Origin of the sequence: Mycobacterium sp. E136 (assembly GCF_001666865.1) — a bacterium.
Taxonomy (GTDB): Bacteria; Actinomycetota; Actinomycetes; order Mycobacteriales; family Mycobacteriaceae; genus Mycobacterium.
The window spans coordinates 1-16,556 of the sequence record NZ_LZJE01000217.1 but is presented as its reverse complement, the minus strand read 5'-3'; the positions used below and the strand labels follow the sequence as shown (position 1 = coordinate 16,556).

Sequence of the window (16,556 nt, the reverse complement as noted above, 5' to 3'; positions counted from 1 at the left end):
CCGCGCGCTGTTGCCGTCGATGCTGCGCTACCAAGTGCCGATGTGGCCCGAGCGAACGCTGACGCGACATAACGCTGAGGAACTGGAGCACCTCGTGCGCAGCCGCGCGGGCAGTAATTGGCTTGCCTCCGAAGATTTCTCCGAGACCATCGGACACATGCGGCGCGCCATCCAGATACCCGGTGCCGCGCACTCGGCATTGGAGTACCAGCGCTGGGCCGTCCGCAGCCAACTACGCGGCGAAGGACGCCGTTTCATGCGCTCGATGGTGCGGCCGATCAACGTGCCCGTGCTGCACATGCGCGGCGACGTCGACCCTTACGTGCTCGCCGATCCGGTGTACCGCACCCAGCGCTACGCACCGCACGGTCGTTACGTATCCATCGACGGTGCAGGGCATTTCGGACACGAGGAAGCACCGGAGAAGGTCAACGCGCAACTGTCGCGGTTCCTCAGGCAGGTGTACGGCTAGGCGACACAGGCGCCGGTGGGCACCCGCTCGCTGTTGCCGAGTTTGGCCAGTTGATGCGACACCTCGTCGGCGGTGAGCACGAAGCCGGTGTCAGCATCGTCGACCGCTGCGCCGAACACCACGCCCAGCACCCGACCGTCCTTGTCGATCATCGGGCCACCCGAATTACCCTGTCGCACACTGCCTCTGATGGTGTAGACCTCGCGCTCGACGGTGGTGGTGCGGTAGATGTCGGGACCGCTCAGCTCGATGATCTCGCGCACACGCGCCGGTGTGGCGACGAAGTTGCCGCCGCCGGGGTAGCCCATCACCACCGCGTCGGTTCCGGTGGTGGCGGGGGTCTCGGCGAACGACAGCGGCGCCGACGGCAGGTCCGGCACGTCGAGGATCGAGATGTCGGCCTGCGGGTCGTAGGAGACGACGAACGCGTCGTAGGTCTGCCCGTCGGCCTCGACGGTGACGCTCTCCGATCCGGCCACCACGTGGGCGTTCGAGATCACGCGATTGCTGGCGGCGACGAAGCCGGTGCCCTCGAGCACCTTCTGGCAACCCGGCGCCACCCCGCGGATCTTGACGACGCTGGGGCGGGCCGCCGCCACCACCGGATCGGCGGCGAGCGCGGCGTCGGGGGCGTCGACCGCGACGATCGGGGTGCGGCCGAACGGTTGCAGTACATCCGGCAGGCCCGAGGTGTCCAACAGCGCCGAGAGGCGGGTCGGCACCTGCCGCAGCCATCCCGGCGCGGCGTCGTTGACCTCTTTGAGTACCTTCGAACCGCGCACCGCCGCGGCGAGGTTCGGCTGATCCGACGATTGCAGCGGGTAGGTCAGCATCCAGGCGGCCACCAGGACGGCCACGATCTGGATCGCGACGCCGACCAGCGAATCGACCGCCCGCAGCGATCGGTTCCGGATGGCGCTGCGCACAGCGCGGCCGAGTACGACGCCCGCGATCTCGCCGACGACGACCAACGCCAGGATCAGAAACAGAGTGACGAACAGCTTGGTGCGCGGCCCCTCGATGTTGGCGACCAGGTGCGGCGCCAACAGCACACCGGCGACCGCGCCGAGCACCACCCCGAGGAACGACAGCATCGAGCCCAGCGCGCCCGAGCGCCAGCCCGAGATGCCCGCGACGAAGGCGATACCGAGGACGACGAGGTCCACCCACTGTGACGAAGTCATGATTGTGCATCACCGTAACCGCCGCCGCGGCCGACGAGCGCCATTGCGTCCTCCAGTTCGCGCACGTCGTCGGTATTCCACGGCTGCGCCCAGCCGGCGACGTCGAGCATCGCCGAGATCACCTGACCGGTGAAACCCCACACCAGCATCTCGTTGAGCAGGAACGCCGGGCCCGCATAGCGGCGGGTGTTCGCGCTGCGGTACACCATGATGCGGTTTTCGGGATTGACGAACGCGCGCACCGGCACCCGGGCGACGTGCGCGGTCTCGGCCTCGTCGACGACGCGCACCGGACCCGGGTCCGAAGAGTAGGCCAGCACCGGTACGACGTGGAAGCCCGACGGCGGGATGAACAGCCGCTCCATTGTGGTGAGCGGATGCAGCCGACCGCCGTCGATCCCGGTCTCCTCATTGGCCTCTCGCAGCGCCGTCTGCACGGGGCTGTGGTCGCCGACCTCGACGGCGCCCCCGGGAAACGCGGCCTGACCCGCGTGATGTCGCAGCGTGCCCGCGCGCACCGTGACCAGCAGGTCGGCGTCGTCGGGGACGCCGCCGGTCGGGGAGTCGGCGGGCCCGGAGAACAGCACCAGCACCGCCGCCTCGCGCGCGTCGGCCTGTGCGGGTTTGCCTTCGCTGGTGACCATCGCCAACAGTTCGGGCGGCACCCGCCTGCGATAGGCCCGCTTGATGTCGCCGGCGTTGTCCAGCAGCGGCTTCAGCCAGGCCGGGGCGGCGTCGGGCGTCAGACCGCTGCCCTCGCTGACCCAGCTCACCTCGGCTCTCCCGTCCTCACGCCAACTGCGGCCCCACCGCCGCGGCGATCTCATCGGCGCTGGTGAAGGAGCGCGGCAGGACGTCGGCAACGGTACCGTCCGCGCGCAGCACCACGGTTGCGGGCATGACGTTGGGTACCCGCAGCGCCGCGGCGATCAGCCGCCTGCCGTCCTGCAGCGTGGGCAGCCGCACGCCGAGTTCGGCCAGCCGCAACAGCGCCGCCGTCTCGTTCTCGTCCTGGTGCACGGTCAGCACGGTCACTGCAGTACCCATGCGCCGCTGGTATTCGGCCATCGCCGGAAGTTCGGCGGTGCACGGCGCACACCAGTACGCCCACAGGTTGAGCACGACGACGCGGCCGGCCAGCACCTTGGCCACGTCGACCATCGCCCCGTCGCCCGCGCATTCCAGCGTGATCCCCCGCAGGGCCTCCGGGCCCGCACCAGCGCCGGGGCCGGGACACGGCGGCAGATCGGCCTCGGCGCGGGGACCCGCCAGCGCCTCGGCGGTGTCGGCGGCGCGGCGGTCTCGTGCGGTGGGCTGCGACGACGTCCCGGTGGACCCGGGATCGCGGTCCAGCTGCGCCCACAGGGCCCACCCGAGCGCCAACAGGACCACGAGCACCACGACGGTCCAACGGGTCGAGGTACGCACGGTCGGTCGGGTCGGCGCGGGCTACAGACCGGCCATGGCCAGCAGGTGTTCGGTCTCGGGTCCTTTGACCAGCGCCGCGGCGGTCACGGGATCGGTCGGTCCGATGCCGAACGACGGACAGTCGTTGGCCAGTACGCATACGCCGCACGCCGGTTTCCGGGCGTGGCAGACCCGTCGGCCGTGGAAGATCACCCGGTGGCTGAGGTCGGTCCACTCGCGGCGTTCGATGAGCTCACCGACCGCGTGCTCGACCTTGACGGGGTCCTCTTCGGTGGTCCACCCCCAGCGGCGCACCAGCCGCCCGAAATGGGTGTCGACGGTGATTCCCGGGACGCCGAACGCGTTGCCGAGGATGACGTTGGCGGTCTTGCGCCCGACGCCGGGAAGGGTGACCAGCTCGTCCATGGTCGCCGGCACTTCGCCGTCGAACCGCTCGACGAGTTCCTGCCCCAGCCGGATGAGCGAATTCGCCTTGTTGCGGTAGAAGCCGGTGGGCCGGATGAGCTCCTCTAGCTCCGTGCGGTCGGCCTGCGCGTAGTCCAGGGCGGTGCGGTACTTCTTGAACAACCCGGGGGTGGTGAGGTTGACCCGCTTGTCGGTGCTCTGCGCGGACAGGATCGTGGCGACGGTGAGCTCGAGCGGGTTGGTGAAATCCAGCTCGCAGTACACGTGCGGAAAGGCCTGCGCCAGCGTGCGATTCATCCGCCGCGCACGGCGAACGAGACCGGTGCGCGTCTCGCCGTCGCGCTTCTTGGCACGCTTGAGCGTGCCCGCCTTCTTTGCCGACGCCTCGCTTACGGTCACGACTGCCAGCGTACTGAGACGCTCGGACAAAGCCACCGAAAAGGTCGTGGCAGCCGCCGTCGCGAAGTGGTGCGGACCGGTGACGATTCGTGATCCCGCTGAGACCTTGGGCGTGTTTACTTCTGCGTTGTGTCGTGGTTGCTCGTTGGCCTGATTCCGGGGTTGCTGATGGCAGCGACGCTCGGGCTGCAGCGGCTCGAGGCGGGCCTGAACCCCGATACGGTGTCGGCCACCGACGTGGCGAAATTCTTTGAGCGGGCCGAACCGTCCGACGTCGACAGGCTGGCGCGGGACGGAATGAGCCGGGCGCTGGACGGTATGCGCCAACGGCAGCACGTCGAGCATCCGATCGCCAACGGGTCAACCGCGCATTTTCGGGCTGCGGATCTGCCGGTTCGGGCGTATGCCCAGCACCGGATGAATCCGGAATTTCAGCAGACCCGACATGCCGATCGTGTGTAGCGTGGGCTGGTCACGAAATCGGGTACCTCTAGACTTATCTCGCTTACCGATAGAGGTCGGCTTCACCTAACAGCTTAAGAGGGGCAACGTGGACGAGATCCTGGCGCGGGCCGGAATCTTCCAGGGGGTCGAACCGAGCGCCGTCACCGCGCTGACCAAGCAATTGCAGCCAGTCGACTTCCCCCGTGGACACACCGTGTTCGCCGAGGGGGAGCCCGGCGATCGGCTCTACATCATCATTTCGGGCAAGGTCAAGATCGGTCGCCGGTCGCCGGACGGCCGCGAGAATCTGCTCACCATCATGGGTCCGTCGGACATGTTCGGCGAGCTCTCCATCTTCGACCCGGGTCCGCGGACGTCGAGCGCGACCACCATCACCGAGGTCCGCGCGGTGTCGATGGACCGTGACGCATTGCGCGCGTGGATCGCCGACCGGCCGGAGATCGCCGAGCAGCTGCTGCGGGTGCTGGCCCGCCGACTGCGCCGCACCAACAACAACCTCGCCGACTTGATCTTCACCGACGTGCCCGGCCGCGTGGCCAAGCAGCTGCTGCAGCTGGCGCAGCGCTTCGGCACCCAGGAGGGCGGCGCGCTGCGGGTGACGCACGACCTCACCCAGGAGGAGATCGCCCAACTCGTCGGCGCCTCGCGTGAGACCGTCAACAAGGCGCTTGCCGATTTCGCCCACCGCGGCTGGATTCGCTTGGAGGGCAAGAGCGTTCTGATCTCGGACTCGGAGCGCCTGGCCCGCCGAGCGAGGTAACGAGCGCACCTGGCGCGAGATCACGCCCGCAGGTAGTCGAGCTGCGCCTGAACGCTCCATTCCGCTACGTCCCACAGCTTCTCGTCGACGTCGGTGTAGACGTGTTCGACGACCTGGCGGGTGGTGGCGTCGTCGCCGAGCACCCGCAACGCCGCACGCACCTGTTCGAGCCGCTCCTTGCGGTGGGCCAGGTACATGTCGCTGACGGCTTCGAGGTCGTCGAGATCGGGTCCGTGCCCCGGCAACACGGTGCGCCGCCCGAGGCCACGCAGCCGTCGCAGTGACTCCAGGTAGTCGGTGAGGCTGCCGTCTTCTTTGTCGATGACGGTCGTCCCGCGGCCGAGCACGGTGTCGGCGGTCAACACGGCGTCGTCGAGCAGGAACGACACCGAGTCGGCGGTGTGCCCCGGTGTGGCCATCACGGTGATGCGCAGCCCCGCCGCGTCGATGGCCTCGCCGTCGGTGAGGGGGCCGCCGAGGCCCCGCAGGAACCCGCTGCCCACCGATCGCACCACCGCGCCCGTGCTGTCGACGACCTTGTCGATGGCGCCGGTGTGATCCTCGTGCTTGTGGCTGATCAGCACCAGCGGGATGGTGCCCAGCTCGAGGATCTTCTCGATGTGCGCGTCGTCCTCGGGGCCCGGGTCGACGACGACCATCTCGTCGCTCCCGGGACCGCGCAGCACCCACGTGTTGGTGCCCTCCAGCGTCATCAGTCCGGGGTTGTCGCACAACAGCACGGAGGCGGTTTCGGTGACCGGGCGCAGCCGCCCGTACGCCGGATGCTCCGGCGTCACGCGACCTCCACGATCACTTCGACCTCGACCGGGGCGTCCCTCGGCAGCTCCGAGACGCCGACGGCGGAACGGGCATGCGCTCCGGCGTCCCCGAACACCTCACCGAACAGTTCCGACGCACCGTTGATCACGCCGGGCTGGCCGTGGAATCCGGGTGCCGAGGCGACGAATCCGACCACCTTGACCACCCGGGTCACCGAGTCGATGCCGACCAGTGAGTGCACCGCGGCGAGGGCGTTGAGCGCGCACACCCGGGCCAGGCCGTGGGCCTGTTCGGGGTTGACGCCTGCGCCGACCTTGCCGGTCTGCAGCAGCTCGCCGTCGCGGATCGGCAACTGGCCCGCGGTGTAGACGAGGTTGCCCGTGCGCACCGCCGGCACGTAGGCCGCAAGGGGCGCCACCACCGGTGGCAACTCGATGCCCAGCTCGGCCAGCCGCGCAGACGCCGTCATTTCGGGCGCTTGAGGTATGCGACGTGCTGTTCACCCGTGGGGCCCGGCAGTACGGACACCAACTCCCAGCCGTCCTCACCCCACTGGTCGAGGATCTGCTTGGTGGCGTGGGTCAGCAGCGGGACGGTGGCGTATTCCCACCGGGTGGATTCACTCATGGGCCGAGCTTATCTCCGGCCCGATACGGGGCCGCGGACCTGCGGACGCCGAGAACCCGTTGGCTAGCATGCACGAGTGGCTTCCACTACCAATGGCGGTAGATCCGTCGGCTGGCCGTCCCGGCTGAGCAAAGCTCGCCTGCACTTCGTCACCGGCAAGGGTGGCACCGGCAAATCCACGATCGCCGCATCGCTCGCGCTGGCGCTGGCGGCGGGCGGCCGCAAGGTCCTGCTGGTGGAAGTCGAAGGGCGCCAAGGCATCGCGCAGCTGTTCGACGTCCCTCCCCTGCCCTATCAGGAGGTCAAGATCGCGACCGCCGAGGGTGGCGGTCAGGTCAACGCGCTGGCCATCGACACCGAAGCCGCGTTCCTCGAGTACCTCGAGATGTTCTACAACCTGGGCCTGGCCGGCCGCGCGATGCGCAGGATCGGCGCCGTCGAGTTCGCGACCACGATCGCGCCGGGCCTGCGCGACGTGCTGCTGACCGGCAAGATCCGCGAGATCGTGACCCGCGCCGAGAAGGGCAAGCAGCCGGTTTACGACGCGGTCGTCGTCGATTCGCCCCCGACGGGCCGCATCGCGCGCTTCCTGGACGTCACCAAGGCAGTGTCGGATCTGGCCAAGGGCGGCCCGGTGCACGGGCAGGCCGAGAGCGTGGTCAAGGTGCTGCACTCCGACATGACCGCGATCCACCTCGTCACGCTGCTCGAAGCGCTGCCCATCCAGGAGACGCTGGAGGCCATCGAGGAACTCGAGGAACTCGACCTGCCGATCGGCAGCGTCATCGTCAACCGCAACATCCCCGCGTACCTGCCCCCCGATGCGCTGGCCAAGGCCGCCGAGGGAGACATCGACGCCGACACCGTGCGCGCCAGCCTGACCGAGGTCGGAATCACGTTGTCCGACTCCGACTTCGCCGGCCTGTTGACCGAGACCATCCAGCACGCCACCCGGATCGAGGCGCGTGCCGAGAGCGCGGAACAACTCGACGCACTGGACGTGGCGCGGCTGCAGTTGCCGCAAATCGTGGACGGCGTTGACCTCGGCAGCCTCTACGAACTCGCCGAAGAACTCGAACGGCAGGGGGTGCGCTGATGAGCGCTCGCGCGAAGAAGGGTCGGATCCGATGAGCACCACTCCACCGGCCCTCGACATGGGCACGATTCTCAAGGACACGGCGAACCGCGTCGTGGTGTGCTGCGGCGCAGGAGGTGTCGGTAAGACCACCACCGCGGCGGCGATGGCGCTGCGCGCGGCGGAGTACGGCCGGACCGTCGTGGTGCTGACCATCGACCCCGCCAAGCGGCTCGCTCAGGCGCTGGGCATCAAGACGCTCGGCAACACCCCGCAGCGGGTTCCGCTGGCCCCCGAGGTGCCGGGCGAACTGCACGCGATGATGCTCGACATGCGCCGCACGTTCGACGAGATGGTCATCCAGTACTCGGGAACCCAACGGGCACAAGAGATTCTGGACAACCAGTTCTATCAGACGGTGGCCACGTCGTTGGCGGGCACGCAAGAGTACATGGCCATGGAGAAGCTCGGCCAGTTGCTCGCCGAGGACCGCTGGGATCTGGTCGTCGTCGACACGCCGCCGTCGCGCAACGCGTTGGACTTCCTGGACGCGCCGAAGCGGTTGGGCGGCTTCATGGACAGCCGGCTCTGGAAGCTGCTGCTGGGTCCGGGCCGGGGCATCGGCCGGTTGGTCACCGGCGCGATGGGGCTGGCGATGAAGGCGCTGTCGACGGTCCTGGGCTCGCAAATGCTCTCGGATGCAGCGTCTTTCGTGCAGTCACTCGATTCGACGTTCGGCGGGTTCCGCGAGAAGGCCGACCGCACCTACGAACTGCTCAAGCGGCGCGGGACGCAGTTCGTGGTGGTGTCGGCGGCCGAGCCGGACGCGCTTCGCGAGGCGTCCTTCTTCGTCGACCGGCTCTCGGAGGAGAACATGCCGCTGGCTGGCCTGATCCTCAACCGCACGCACCCGATGCTCTGCGATCTGCACGCGGAGAAGGCCGAGGAGGCCGCCGAGACCATCGAGAAGAACGATCCGGAGTCGGTGACGGCCGCGGTCCTGCGAATTCACGCCGACCGCGCGATGACCGCCAAACGTGAGATCCGGCTGCTGTCGCGGTTCACCGGCGCCAACCCGCACGTGTCGATCGTGGGAGTGCCCTCGCTGCCATTCGACGTCTCGGACCTAGAGGCGCTGCGGGCCATCGCCGATCAGATCACCGGGGAGACCGCCGCTTAGCGGCGGCGCGGGAGACGCGGACTTATCCGCGCGGATTAGACCGCGTTGCGGTGCTTGCGCTGGGCGTTGAAGAACTCCGCCCAGGAGACGACCTCGGGATGCTGCTTGAGCAGAGCGCGGCGTTGCCGCTCGGTCATCCCACCCCAGACCCCGAACTCCACCCGGTTGTCGAGCGCATCGGCCCCGCACTCGAGGATCACCGGGCAATGCCGGCATATCACCGCGGCTTTGCGCTGTGCGGCCCCCCCGGACGAACAGCTCATCAGGATCGGTCTGGCGGCATCGGGCTTGCGAGACCCAGGCGATGCGGGCCTCGGCCTCAGCACCGTGCACAACGCTGTGAGCCGACGACGTCATCGCGGTCCTGCGCGCCGCGGGCTTAGTAGCTGACACCAGAGTTCCCTCCGTTCCAACCGCCTCCGGCCACCTCCGGTGCGGCGCACTCCCTGGTCGGTAGAACGCTGATGCGATCTACGCCACATTGCGAGGGGTCAGTGTGACCTGTATCGCACTGTCCGACCAAATTAGATGGTCAAAGCCGGTCTGCGCAATACATGGAAACCCTCTTTTTTGGGACGCCCGTGCCGTCAGGGTGCAAAATTGACGTCCACGCCGGTCGAGGCGGGCGATTCAGCTCTGTGGTCCACCGCCGGATGTTGCCGTTTTGCGACGTCGTTAGTCTGTAGGTCATGTCGGACAGTCCGCCGAGTGGACCGCCGACGGCGCCTCCGCCGACGGTCACGGTGATCAAGCTCGCGTGGTGCGTTCTGCTGGCCGCCGTGATCACCGCGGCGTTGCTGTTCCCGGTGGTCGGCGGGTTCGGCCTGATTTCCAACCGGGCCTCCGATGTGGTGGCCAACGGTTCGGCGCAGCTCGTCGAGGGCGAGGTGCCGCAGGTGTCGACGATGGTCGACGCCAAGGGCAACGTCATCGCCTGGCTCTACAACCAGCGTCGCTTCGAGGTGCCCAGCGACCAGATCGCCAACACGATGAAGCTGGCGATCGTCTCCATCGAGGACAAGCGGTTCGCCGAACACAACGGCGTCGACTGGCAGGGCACGTTGACCGGCTTGTCCGGCTATCTGTCCGGCAACCTGGACACCCGCGGCGGTTCGACGATCGAGCAGCAGTACGTCAAGAACTACCAGCTGCTGGTGATCGCCCAGACCGACTCCGAGAAGCGGGCCGCGATCGAGACCACCCCGGCCCGCAAGCTGCGCGAGATCCGGATGGCGTTGACGCTGGACAAGACGTTCACCAAGTCCGAGATCCTGACCCGCTATCTGAACCTGGTGTCGTTCGGCAATGGAGCATTCGGTGTGCAGGACGCCGCGCAGACGTACTTCGGTGTCAACGCTTCCGAGTTGAACTGGCAGCAGGCGGCCCTGCTGGCGGGCATGGTGCAGTCGACCAGCACGCTGAACCCCTACACCAATCCAGAGGGCGCGCTGGCTCGGCGAAACCTGGTGCTGGACACCATGATCCAGAACATCCCCGAGGAGGCGGAGGCGCTTCGTGCCGCCAAGGAGCAGCCCCTCGGCGTTCTTCCGCAGCCGAAGGAGCTGCCGCGCGGCTGCATCGCCGCGGGTGACCGCGCGTTCTTCTGCGACTACGTGCTCGAGTACCTGGCGCGCGCCGGGATCAGCAAGGAACAGGTCGCCAGGGGCGGATACCTGATCAGGACGACGCTCGACCCCGACGTCCAGGGGCCGGTGAAGGCGGCGGTCAACCAGTTCGCCAGCCCGGACCTCAACGGCGTCGCCAGCGTGATGAACGTGATCAAACCGGGCAAGGAGTCACACCCGGTGCTGGCGATGGCCAGCAGCCGCACCTACGGACTGAACTCCGAGGCCGGCGAGACCATGCAACCGCAGCCGTTCTCCCTGGTGGGCGACGGCGCCGGGTCGACGTTCAAGCTGTTCACGACGGCCGCGGCGCTGGAGATGGGCATGGGCATCAACGCCCAGCTCGACGTGCCCGCGCAGTTCCAGGCGAAGGGCCTCGGCAGCAGCGACACCCCGGGCTGTCCGGCGGCGACGTGGTGTGTGAAGAACGCCGGTGGCTACCGCGGCACGATGAACATCACCGACGCCTTGGCGACGTCGCCGAACACCGCCTTCGCCAAGCTGATCTCGCAGGTCGGTGTGCAGCGCAGCGTCGACATGGCGGTGCGGTTGGGGCTGCGGTCCTACGCGCTGCCGGGCACCGCGCGCGATTACGACCCGGACAGTAACGAGAGCCTCGCCGACTTCGTCAAACGGCAGAACCTCGGCTCGTTCGTGCTGGGCCCGATCGAGGTCAACGCGCTCGAGTTCGCCAATGTCGGCGCGACGCTGGCCTCCGGCGGCGTGTGGTGCCCGCCGAACCCCATCGCCCAGGTCATCGACCGTAACGGCGAGGAGGTCTCCGTCACCACCGAGACCTGCGAACAGGTGGTGCCCGAGGGTCTTGCCAACACGATGGCCACCGCGATGAGCAAGGACCACGAGGGAGCGGGCACCGCGGCCGCGGCGGCCGGTTCGGTCGGCTGGGACCTGCCGATGGCGGGTAAGACCGGTACCACCGAGGCCCACCGCTCGTCGGCGTTCCTCGGATTCACCAACACACTCGCCGCCGGGAACTACATCTACGACGACTCCACCGCCCCCGGCGAACTGTGTTCGTTCCCGCTGCGCAAGTGCGGTTCCGGCAACCTGTATGGCGGTAACGAGCCGGCCAGGACGTGGTTCGCCGCGATCAAGCCGATCGCCACCAACTTCGGCGAGGTCCGGCTGCCGCCGACGGATCCGCGCTACGTCGAGGGCGGCCCCGGCTCGCGTGTGCCCAGCGTGTCGGGCATGACGGAGAGCACCGCCCGCCAGCGTCTGCGCGACGCCGGCTTCCAGGTCGCTGACCAGGCGTCCTCGGTGAACAGCAACGCACCTCGCGGCTCCGTTGTCGGCACGTCGCCCGCCGGGCAGACGGTGCCGGGCTCGATCATCACGATCCAAGTCTCCAACGGCATCCCGCCCGCACCGCCGCCGCCTCCGCCGGGCGCGATACCCGGGCTCCCCGCGCCCGTCGGCCAGACGGTGGTCGAGATCCCCGGACTTCCGCCGATCACGGTGCCCGTGCTCGGACCGCCGCCGCCGGCGCCACCACCGCCGCCGTGATGCTGTGCGCTTGCCCACGCCCGGCCGGGCGAGGACGCTGAGCCGGCGGCTCTGGCAGTAGGCTCTGCAGCATGTCCGCTCGTTCGACGACGATCCTGAAGAACTCCGCCGCGGCGTCGGCAGGCGCGCTGGTCGCCGGCATCGGCTACGCATCGGTGATCGAGCGAAACGCCTTCGTGGTGCGGGAAGTGACGATGCCGGTGCTCTCGCCCGGGTCATCGCCGCTGAAGGTGCTGCACATCAGCGACATCCACATGCGTCCCGGCCAACGTCGCAAGCAGGCGTGGCTGCGTGACCTGGTGACGCTGGAGCCCGATCTCGTGGTCAACACCGGCGACAACCTCGCGCACCCGAAGGCCGTGCCCGCTGTGGTGCAGTCGCTGTCGGAGTTGCTCTCGGTCCCCGGGGTGTTCGTGTTCGGCAGCAACGACTACTTCGCACCGCGGGCGAAGAACCCCCTGAACTACGTCACCCGGCCGAGCCATCGCATTCACGGTGAGCCGCTGCCCTGGCAGGACCTGCGGGCAGCGTTCACCGAGCGCGGCTGGCTGGATCTCACCCACACCCGCCGCGAGCTCGAGGTTCGCGGTCTGACGATCGCGGCGGCCGGCGTCGACGACCCGCACCTGTCGCGCGACCGCTACGACACCATCGCCGGCCCGGCGAGTCCGGCCGCCAACCTGACACTGGGGCTGACCCATTCGCCGGAGCCGCGGGTGCTCGACCGCTTCGCCGCCGACGGCTACCAGCTGGTGATGGCGGGCCACACCCACGGCGGCCAGCTCTGCCTGCCGTTCTACGGAGCCCTCGTCACCAACTGCGGCCTGGACCGTTCGCGGGTGAAGGGCCCGTCGCGATGGGGTGCACGCACGCAGCTGCACGTCTCGGCGGGCATCGGCACCTCGCCGTACGCGCCGCTGCGGTTCTGCTGCCGCCCCGAGGCGACGCTGCTGACTCTGGTCGCCGCGCCGATCGGCGGCCGGGACGCGGGCGCTCGGGAGGGTACCTCCCACCCGAGTGTCTCGGTGCGGTGACCGACAAGGCACTCACAGCAAGTCGTAGCGGCCCGCGCACGTGGGCGGACGAAGCGGTCCGGTTGATCGAGGCCGACGCCCGCCGCAGCGCCGACACCCACCTGTTGCGGTATCCGCTGCCGTCGGCGTGGTGTGACGGTTGCGATCTGCAGCTGTACCTCAAGGACGAGACGACCCACATCACCGGCAGCCTCAAGCACCGGTTGGCGCGGTCGCTGTTCCTCTACGGCTTGTGCAACGGGTGGATCGACGAGAACACCACGATCATCGAGGCATCGTCGGGATCCACGGCGGTGTCCGAGGCGTATTTCGCAGCGCTGCTGGGCCTGCCATTCATCGCCGTGGTGCCGTCATCGACGAGTGCCAGCAAGATCGCCTTGATCGAATCCCAGGGCGGCCGTTGCCATTTCGTCGCCGAGTCCAGCCAGGTGTACGCGGAGGCCGAACGGCTCGCCGCGGACACCGGGGGCCATTACATCGATCAGTTCACCAATGCCGAGCGGGCCACCGACTGGCGCGGCAACAACAACATCGCCGAGTCGATCTTCGAGCAGATGCGCGATGAGGCGCACCCGGTGCCCGATTGGATCGTGGTGGGGGCCGGTACCGGAGGGACGAGCGCCACCATCGGCCGCTACATCCGCTATCGGCGCTATGCCACGCGGTTGTGTGTGGTGGACCCGGAGAACTCGGCGTTCTTTCCGTCCTACGCGCAGGGCCGCGGCGATGTGGTGACGGGTATGTCGTCGCGGATCGAGGGGATCGGGCGGCCACGGGTGGAACCGTCGTTCCTGCCGGGCGTCGTCGACCGGATGGTGGTCGTGCCGGACGCCGCCTCGGTCGCCGCCGCGCAGCATGCCAGCAGGGTGTTGGGCCGTCGAGTGGGTCCGTCGACGGGAACGAATCTGTGGGGGGCGTTCGGCCTGTTGGCCGAGATGAGGGCGGAAGGACGAAGCGGATCAGTGGTCACGCTGCTCGCTGACAGCGGCGACCGCTACGCGGACACCTACTTCTGCGACGAGTGGCTGACCAGCCAGGGGCTGGACCCCTCGGAGTTCGCGTCGGTATTGGCCGAATTCGAACGCTCCGGCCGCTGGCCCTGATCGTCCGCCCCGCCGATCAGCGGGCCGTCGGAGGTCAAGAACAGCCACACTGCGGCGAGCACGAAGAAACCCAGGTAGATGGATGCGCCTAGCCCAGTCATCTCGTCCTCGCTTCGTCGTTTGCCTTCAATGATGGACAACGCCACCGACAACTCTTTGCTTCCCGCGGCGTGTCGCGAATCACGACTTCGGCCGGGCGCGCTATCGCCGTCGCCGTCGGCCGTGGGCGTTTGGCTTAGCTGCCCGCCGGTGCGATACGCTGTCGTGGCTTCACGCGGGGTGTGGCGCAGCTTGGTAGCGCGCTTCGTTCGGGACGAAGAGGTCGTGGGTTCGAATCCCGCCACCCCGACTGTGTGATGTGCCAAGACATCGGAATAGCTCTGAACCTGCGTTTCGGGTTCAGGGCTTTTTCTTTGGCGACCGCAGACCGCGAGAGAGCCACCTGAAACGTGTTGCCGCCAAAGCGGGTCCACGTCGGAACGCCGCAGCCGGAGGCCAAGGGCATCTACACCTGGAACGCGAGCGCGTAGCCGACCGGGACCATCGCGAAGTACGCGGCGATGCCAACCGGGACACCGATCAAAGGTGTCCGACGGAGACGCGCAGCGACGCCTGCACCTGCGACCGCCGCTGCCGTGCCCACGGCCAGGCACATCCAAGGAATGAATACGAGCACGTTCTGGCCCCGCGCCGAGAGTGAGCACACCGCATCAGTGCTGGTCTCGTAGCAGCCGTCAGTGGCCATCGCCAGCGGCAGCATCGCCACGACGCTCAAGCCGAAACCGGCTACTCCCAGCACGGCGAGCACCCCAACGAACCACGCCCAGTGCTTGTCATACCGCCGGGAGTGATCCTCACCGGCTGCGGCGTCAGGCGGGCCGGGTGGCTCCGCATCGGCAGTCACGGAGGTCACTCTCCTTCGCGAGATGGGTGGTTCCGAGAGGATGGAAACGGATCGCTTCCAAAGTACCGAACACGTGTTTGACCGGCGCGGATGCGGGTATTGATGAGTACGTGACTTTACCGTCGACGCTAGTCGAGCCTGCCCTGCCGAAGGCCGTCGGACCGCTGTCCGCGACCGTCATCGACCTCCTTCAGCGAGGCCGCCCCTCGTTGCCGTTGCGGCCGATCGATGTGCCGATGTTCGACGCCGACCCGTACGGTCTCGACCTCCAGCTCGCCCTCTACATCTGCTACGAGCTGCACTACCGCGGCTTCGCCGGCGTCAGTGCCCGCTGGGAGTGGAACCCCGCTCTGCTGCACCTTCGCGGCCGGTTCGAGGAGGCGTTCCTCGACGCGGTGCGCCACGACGTCGGGGAGATCGCCGAGGGCGAAACCGCGGAGGCCGAGATGGACAAGCTGTCGATCGAACCGGTCGACGGCGAGGGTCCGTCATACTTCCTGCGCGACAAGGGCAGCTGGGAGCAGATGCTCGAATACTTCGTGCACCGCTCGGTATATCACCTCAAAGAGGGTGACCCGCACGCGTGGACCATCCCGCGTCTCGCCGGGCACTCCAAGGCCGCGTTCGTCGCCGTCGAGTTCGACGAATTCGGCGGTGGCCGTGGCGAACACGTGCACCAACACCTATACGCGGAGTTGATGGATGCGGTAGGCCTCGACTCGTCGTACCTCGGCTACCTCGACAACGTGCCCGCCGATGCGCTGGCGTCGGTCAACCTCATGTCGCTGTTCGGGTTGCACCGCGAACTGCGTGGGGCCTCGATCGGACATTTCGCGTCGACGGAGATCACGTCGTCACCCGGGTCGCGCCGGTTGGTGGAGGCGTTGCGCCGCATGGGCGCTCCCGACGCCTGCGTGGCGTTCTACCAGGAGCACGTCGTGGCCGATGCGGTGCACGAGCAGGTGGTCCGCACCGATGTCGTCGGTGATCTGGTTGCGCGGGAGCCGCATCTGGATCGCGACGTGGTGTTCGGAATCCGCGCTCGGGATGTCGTCGAGGAGCGGCTGGCCAGCGCCGGACTGGACACCGAAATCGTTGCGCGACAGTGGATTCCCTTCGGACCCGTGTTGTCGTCGCGCGCATTGTGGCTCGAGGAGTGCGGCCGCCTGGAACCGGGTCGTCGCGAAGAGGAACTGCTCGTGATCCGGGCCGACAAGCCGTGAGCGACAGCGAACCTCGCACCGTGCGGGTGGTGCCCAACGGCCCGCTGATGGTGCAGGGGCCGGTGCGCATCGAGATGCCCGACGGTCAGATGGTGGAATCCGACCGATTCATGGTCGCGGTCTGCACGTGCCGGCGCAGCAAGGACTATCCGTTGTGCGACACCAGCCACCGGTGTCGCAAGCGCGCCGACGCGCCTGCCAAGCAGAACGCGTCGGCCGCGAAGACCTCGTCAGCTCAGCGGCCGGCGTAGCGACGAGCGGTTCTCGGTCCAGCACTCCATCACGTGCCTGGCCAGCCGCTCCTCGACGACATCCCGAGCGCGGATTCCGAACACCACGTCGCGATCCAGATGCGGCTCCCGCGC

The 16,556-nt window shown here is 68.1% G+C and carries 18 protein-coding genes, 1 tRNA gene and 2 pseudogenes; 11 read left to right on the top strand and 10 right to left on the bottom strand.

Annotated elements, in window-relative coordinates; genetic code table 11:
• Positions 1 to 472: alpha/beta fold hydrolase (locus tag A5698_RS14395; RefSeq protein ID WP_197506771.1), on the top strand; the 472-nt coding region annotated here is incomplete at its 5' end.
• Here A5698_RS14395 and marP read toward each other — a convergent pair.
• The 4 genes from marP to nth are packed head-to-tail and all read right to left on the bottom strand — an operon-like array spanning position 469 to position 3,786.
• Positions 469 to 1,656 (bottom strand): acid resistance serine protease MarP, encoded by a 1,188-nt coding sequence (gene marP / locus A5698_RS14390; RefSeq protein WP_068297979.1) that lies wholly within the window; start codon positions 1,654 to 1,656, stop codon positions 469 to 471. The two genes, A5698_RS14395 and marP, sit on opposite strands and share 4 nt — an antisense overlap.
• Positions 1,653 to 2,429: an NUDIX hydrolase gene (locus A5698_RS14385; RefSeq protein ID WP_068297975.1), complete on the bottom strand. Its 777-nt coding sequence runs from the start codon at positions 2,427 to 2,429 to the stop codon at positions 1,653 to 1,655. Before A5698_RS14385 ends, marP begins: the two co-directional genes overlap by 4 nt.
• A gap of 16 nt (positions 2,430 to 2,445) precedes the next feature.
• Complete coding sequence (locus tag A5698_RS14380; RefSeq protein ID WP_068297973.1) at positions 2,446 to 3,084, bottom strand: TlpA family protein disulfide reductase; 639 nt, start codon at positions 3,082 to 3,084, stop codon at positions 2,446 to 2,448.
• A gap of 21 nt (positions 3,085 to 3,105) precedes the next feature.
• On the bottom strand, positions 3,106 to 3,786 hold the full coding sequence (gene nth, locus A5698_RS14375; RefSeq protein WP_197506772.1) for an endonuclease III: 681 nt from the start codon (positions 3,784 to 3,786) through the stop codon (positions 3,106 to 3,108).
• A gap of 270 nt (positions 3,787 to 4,056) precedes the next feature.
• Between nth and A5698_RS14370 the strand changes: the two genes are divergently transcribed.
• Both A5698_RS14370 and crp read left to right on the top strand, forming a co-directional pair.
• A complete protein-coding gene (locus A5698_RS14370; protein ID WP_353651819.1) occupies positions 4,057 to 4,350 on the top strand; it encodes a hypothetical protein in 294 nt (97 codons plus the stop codon).
• 88 nt (positions 4,351 to 4,438) lie between these two features.
• Positions 4,439 to 5,113 carry a cAMP-activated global transcriptional regulator CRP gene (crp, locus tag A5698_RS14365; RefSeq protein WP_064347819.1) on the top strand — a complete coding sequence of 225 codons (675 nt, stop codon included), beginning with the start codon at positions 4,439 to 4,441 and terminating at the stop codon, positions 5,111 to 5,113.
• A gap of 20 nt (positions 5,114 to 5,133) precedes the next feature.
• On the opposite strand, the gene A5698_RS14360 is transcribed toward crp, so the two are convergent.
• Genes A5698_RS14360 through sp36 form a run of 3 tightly spaced genes read right to left on the bottom strand, consistent with a single transcriptional unit; the run spans position 5,134 to position 6,520 of the window.
• Positions 5,134 to 5,910: an MBL fold metallo-hydrolase gene (locus A5698_RS14360; protein WP_068297965.1), complete on the bottom strand. Its 777-nt coding sequence runs from the start codon at positions 5,908 to 5,910 to the stop codon at positions 5,134 to 5,136.
• A complete protein-coding gene (locus A5698_RS14355; protein WP_068297961.1) occupies positions 5,907 to 6,362 on the bottom strand; it encodes a RidA family protein in 456 nt (151 codons plus the stop codon). The genes A5698_RS14360 and A5698_RS14355 overlap by 4 nt, the downstream gene beginning before the upstream one ends.
• Positions 6,359 to 6,520: a Sp36 family protein gene (gene sp36, locus A5698_RS28625; RefSeq protein ID WP_090278496.1), complete on the bottom strand. Its 162-nt coding sequence runs from the start codon at positions 6,518 to 6,520 to the stop codon at positions 6,359 to 6,361. Before sp36 ends, A5698_RS14355 begins: the two co-directional genes overlap by 4 nt.
• A 76-nt stretch (positions 6,521 to 6,596) precedes the next feature.
• On the opposite strand from sp36, the gene bagA reads away from it, so the two are divergent.
• Both bagA and bagB read left to right on the top strand, forming a co-directional pair.
• Positions 6,597 to 7,616: an ATPase BagA gene (gene bagA / locus A5698_RS14350; RefSeq protein ID WP_068297956.1), complete on the top strand. Its 1,020-nt coding sequence runs from the start codon at positions 6,597 to 6,599 to the stop codon at positions 7,614 to 7,616.
• A 31-nt stretch (positions 7,617 to 7,647) separates the two neighbouring features.
• Positions 7,648 to 8,775, top strand: a complete 1,128-nt coding sequence (gene bagB, locus A5698_RS14345) for an ATPase BagB (protein ID WP_068297952.1) — start codon at positions 7,648 to 7,650, stop codon at positions 8,773 to 8,775.
• A 35-nt stretch (positions 8,776 to 8,810) separates the two neighbouring features.
• Here the strand turns inward: bagB and A5698_RS14340 are convergent.
• Positions 8,811 to 9,168: pseudogene (locus tag A5698_RS14340) on the bottom strand (WhiB family transcriptional regulator).
• A 296-nt stretch (positions 9,169 to 9,464) separates the two neighbouring features.
• On the opposite strand from A5698_RS14340, the gene ponA2 reads away from it, so the two are divergent.
• The 4 genes from ponA2 (at position 9,465) to A5698_RS14320 (ending at position 14,413) form a co-directional block, all read left to right on the top strand.
• Complete coding sequence (gene ponA2 / locus A5698_RS14335) at positions 9,465 to 11,927, top strand: transglycosylase/D,D-transpeptidase PonA2 (RefSeq protein WP_068297949.1); 2,463 nt, start codon at positions 9,465 to 9,467, stop codon at positions 11,925 to 11,927.
• A 71-nt stretch (positions 11,928 to 11,998) separates the two neighbouring features.
• Entirely contained in the window at positions 11,999 to 12,961 is a 963-nt protein-coding gene (locus A5698_RS14330) for a metallophosphoesterase (protein WP_068297946.1), read from the top strand.
• Positions 12,958 to 14,064: an L-cysteine desulfhydrase Cds1 gene (gene cds1 / locus A5698_RS14325; RefSeq protein ID WP_068297943.1), complete on the top strand. Its 1,107-nt coding sequence runs from the start codon at positions 12,958 to 12,960 to the stop codon at positions 14,062 to 14,064. The genes A5698_RS14330 and cds1 overlap by 4 nt, the downstream gene beginning before the upstream one ends.
• Positions 14,065 to 14,339: 275 nt before the next feature.
• Positions 14,340 to 14,413: transfer RNA gene (locus A5698_RS14320), tRNA-Pro, on the top strand.
• Between the two features lie 156 nt (positions 14,414 to 14,569).
• On the opposite strand, the gene A5698_RS14315 is transcribed toward A5698_RS14320, so the two are convergent.
• Positions 14,570 to 14,968: a hypothetical protein gene (locus A5698_RS14315; protein WP_156670759.1), complete on the bottom strand. Its 399-nt coding sequence runs from the start codon at positions 14,966 to 14,968 to the stop codon at positions 14,570 to 14,572.
• 110 nt (positions 14,969 to 15,078) lie between these two features.
• Between A5698_RS14315 and A5698_RS14310 the strand changes: the two genes are divergently transcribed.
• Both A5698_RS14310 and A5698_RS14305 read left to right on the top strand, forming a co-directional pair.
• Positions 15,079 to 16,191, top strand: a complete 1,113-nt coding sequence (locus A5698_RS14310) for an iron-containing redox enzyme family protein (protein WP_084792445.1) — start codon at positions 15,079 to 15,081, stop codon at positions 16,189 to 16,191.
• Entirely contained in the window at positions 16,188 to 16,442 is a 255-nt protein-coding gene (locus A5698_RS14305) for a CDGSH iron-sulfur domain-containing protein (protein ID WP_197506763.1), read from the top strand. Before A5698_RS14310 ends, A5698_RS14305 begins: the two co-directional genes overlap by 4 nt.
• Here the strand turns inward: A5698_RS14305 and A5698_RS28620 are convergent.
• Positions 16,422 to 16,556: pseudogene (locus A5698_RS28620) on the bottom strand (iron-containing redox enzyme family protein); the annotation flags it as partial. The gene A5698_RS14305 and the pseudogene A5698_RS28620 sit on opposite strands and share 21 nt — an antisense overlap.

Bases quoted from the DNA above. Each gene is read 5' to 3' on its own strand.
- nth (WP_197506772.1), bottom strand. From the start codon at position 3,786: ATGAATCGCACGCTGGCGCAGGCCTTTCCGCACGTGTACTGCGAGCTG.
- A5698_RS14370 (WP_353651819.1), top strand. From the start codon at position 4,057: ATGGCAGCGACGCTCGGGCTGCAGCGGCTCGAGGCGGGCCTGAACCCC.
- bagB (WP_068297952.1), top strand. From the start codon at position 7,648: ATGAGCACCACTCCACCGGCCCTCGACATGGGCACGATTCTCAAGGAC.
- ponA2 (WP_068297949.1), top strand. From the start codon at position 9,465: ATGTCGGACAGTCCGCCGAGTGGACCGCCGACGGCGCCTCCGCCGACG.
- sp36 (WP_090278496.1), bottom strand. From the start codon at position 6,520: ATGAGTGAATCCACCCGGTGGGAATACGCCACCGTCCCGCTGCTGACC.
- marP (WP_068297979.1), bottom strand. From the start codon at position 1,656: ATGACTTCGTCACAGTGGGTGGACCTCGTCGTCCTCGGTATCGCCTTC.
- A5698_RS14330 (WP_068297946.1), top strand. From the start codon at position 11,999: ATGTCCGCTCGTTCGACGACGATCCTGAAGAACTCCGCCGCGGCGTCG.
- A5698_RS14355 (WP_068297961.1), bottom strand. From the start codon at position 6,362: ATGACGGCGTCTGCGCGGCTGGCCGAGCTGGGCATCGAGTTGCCACCG.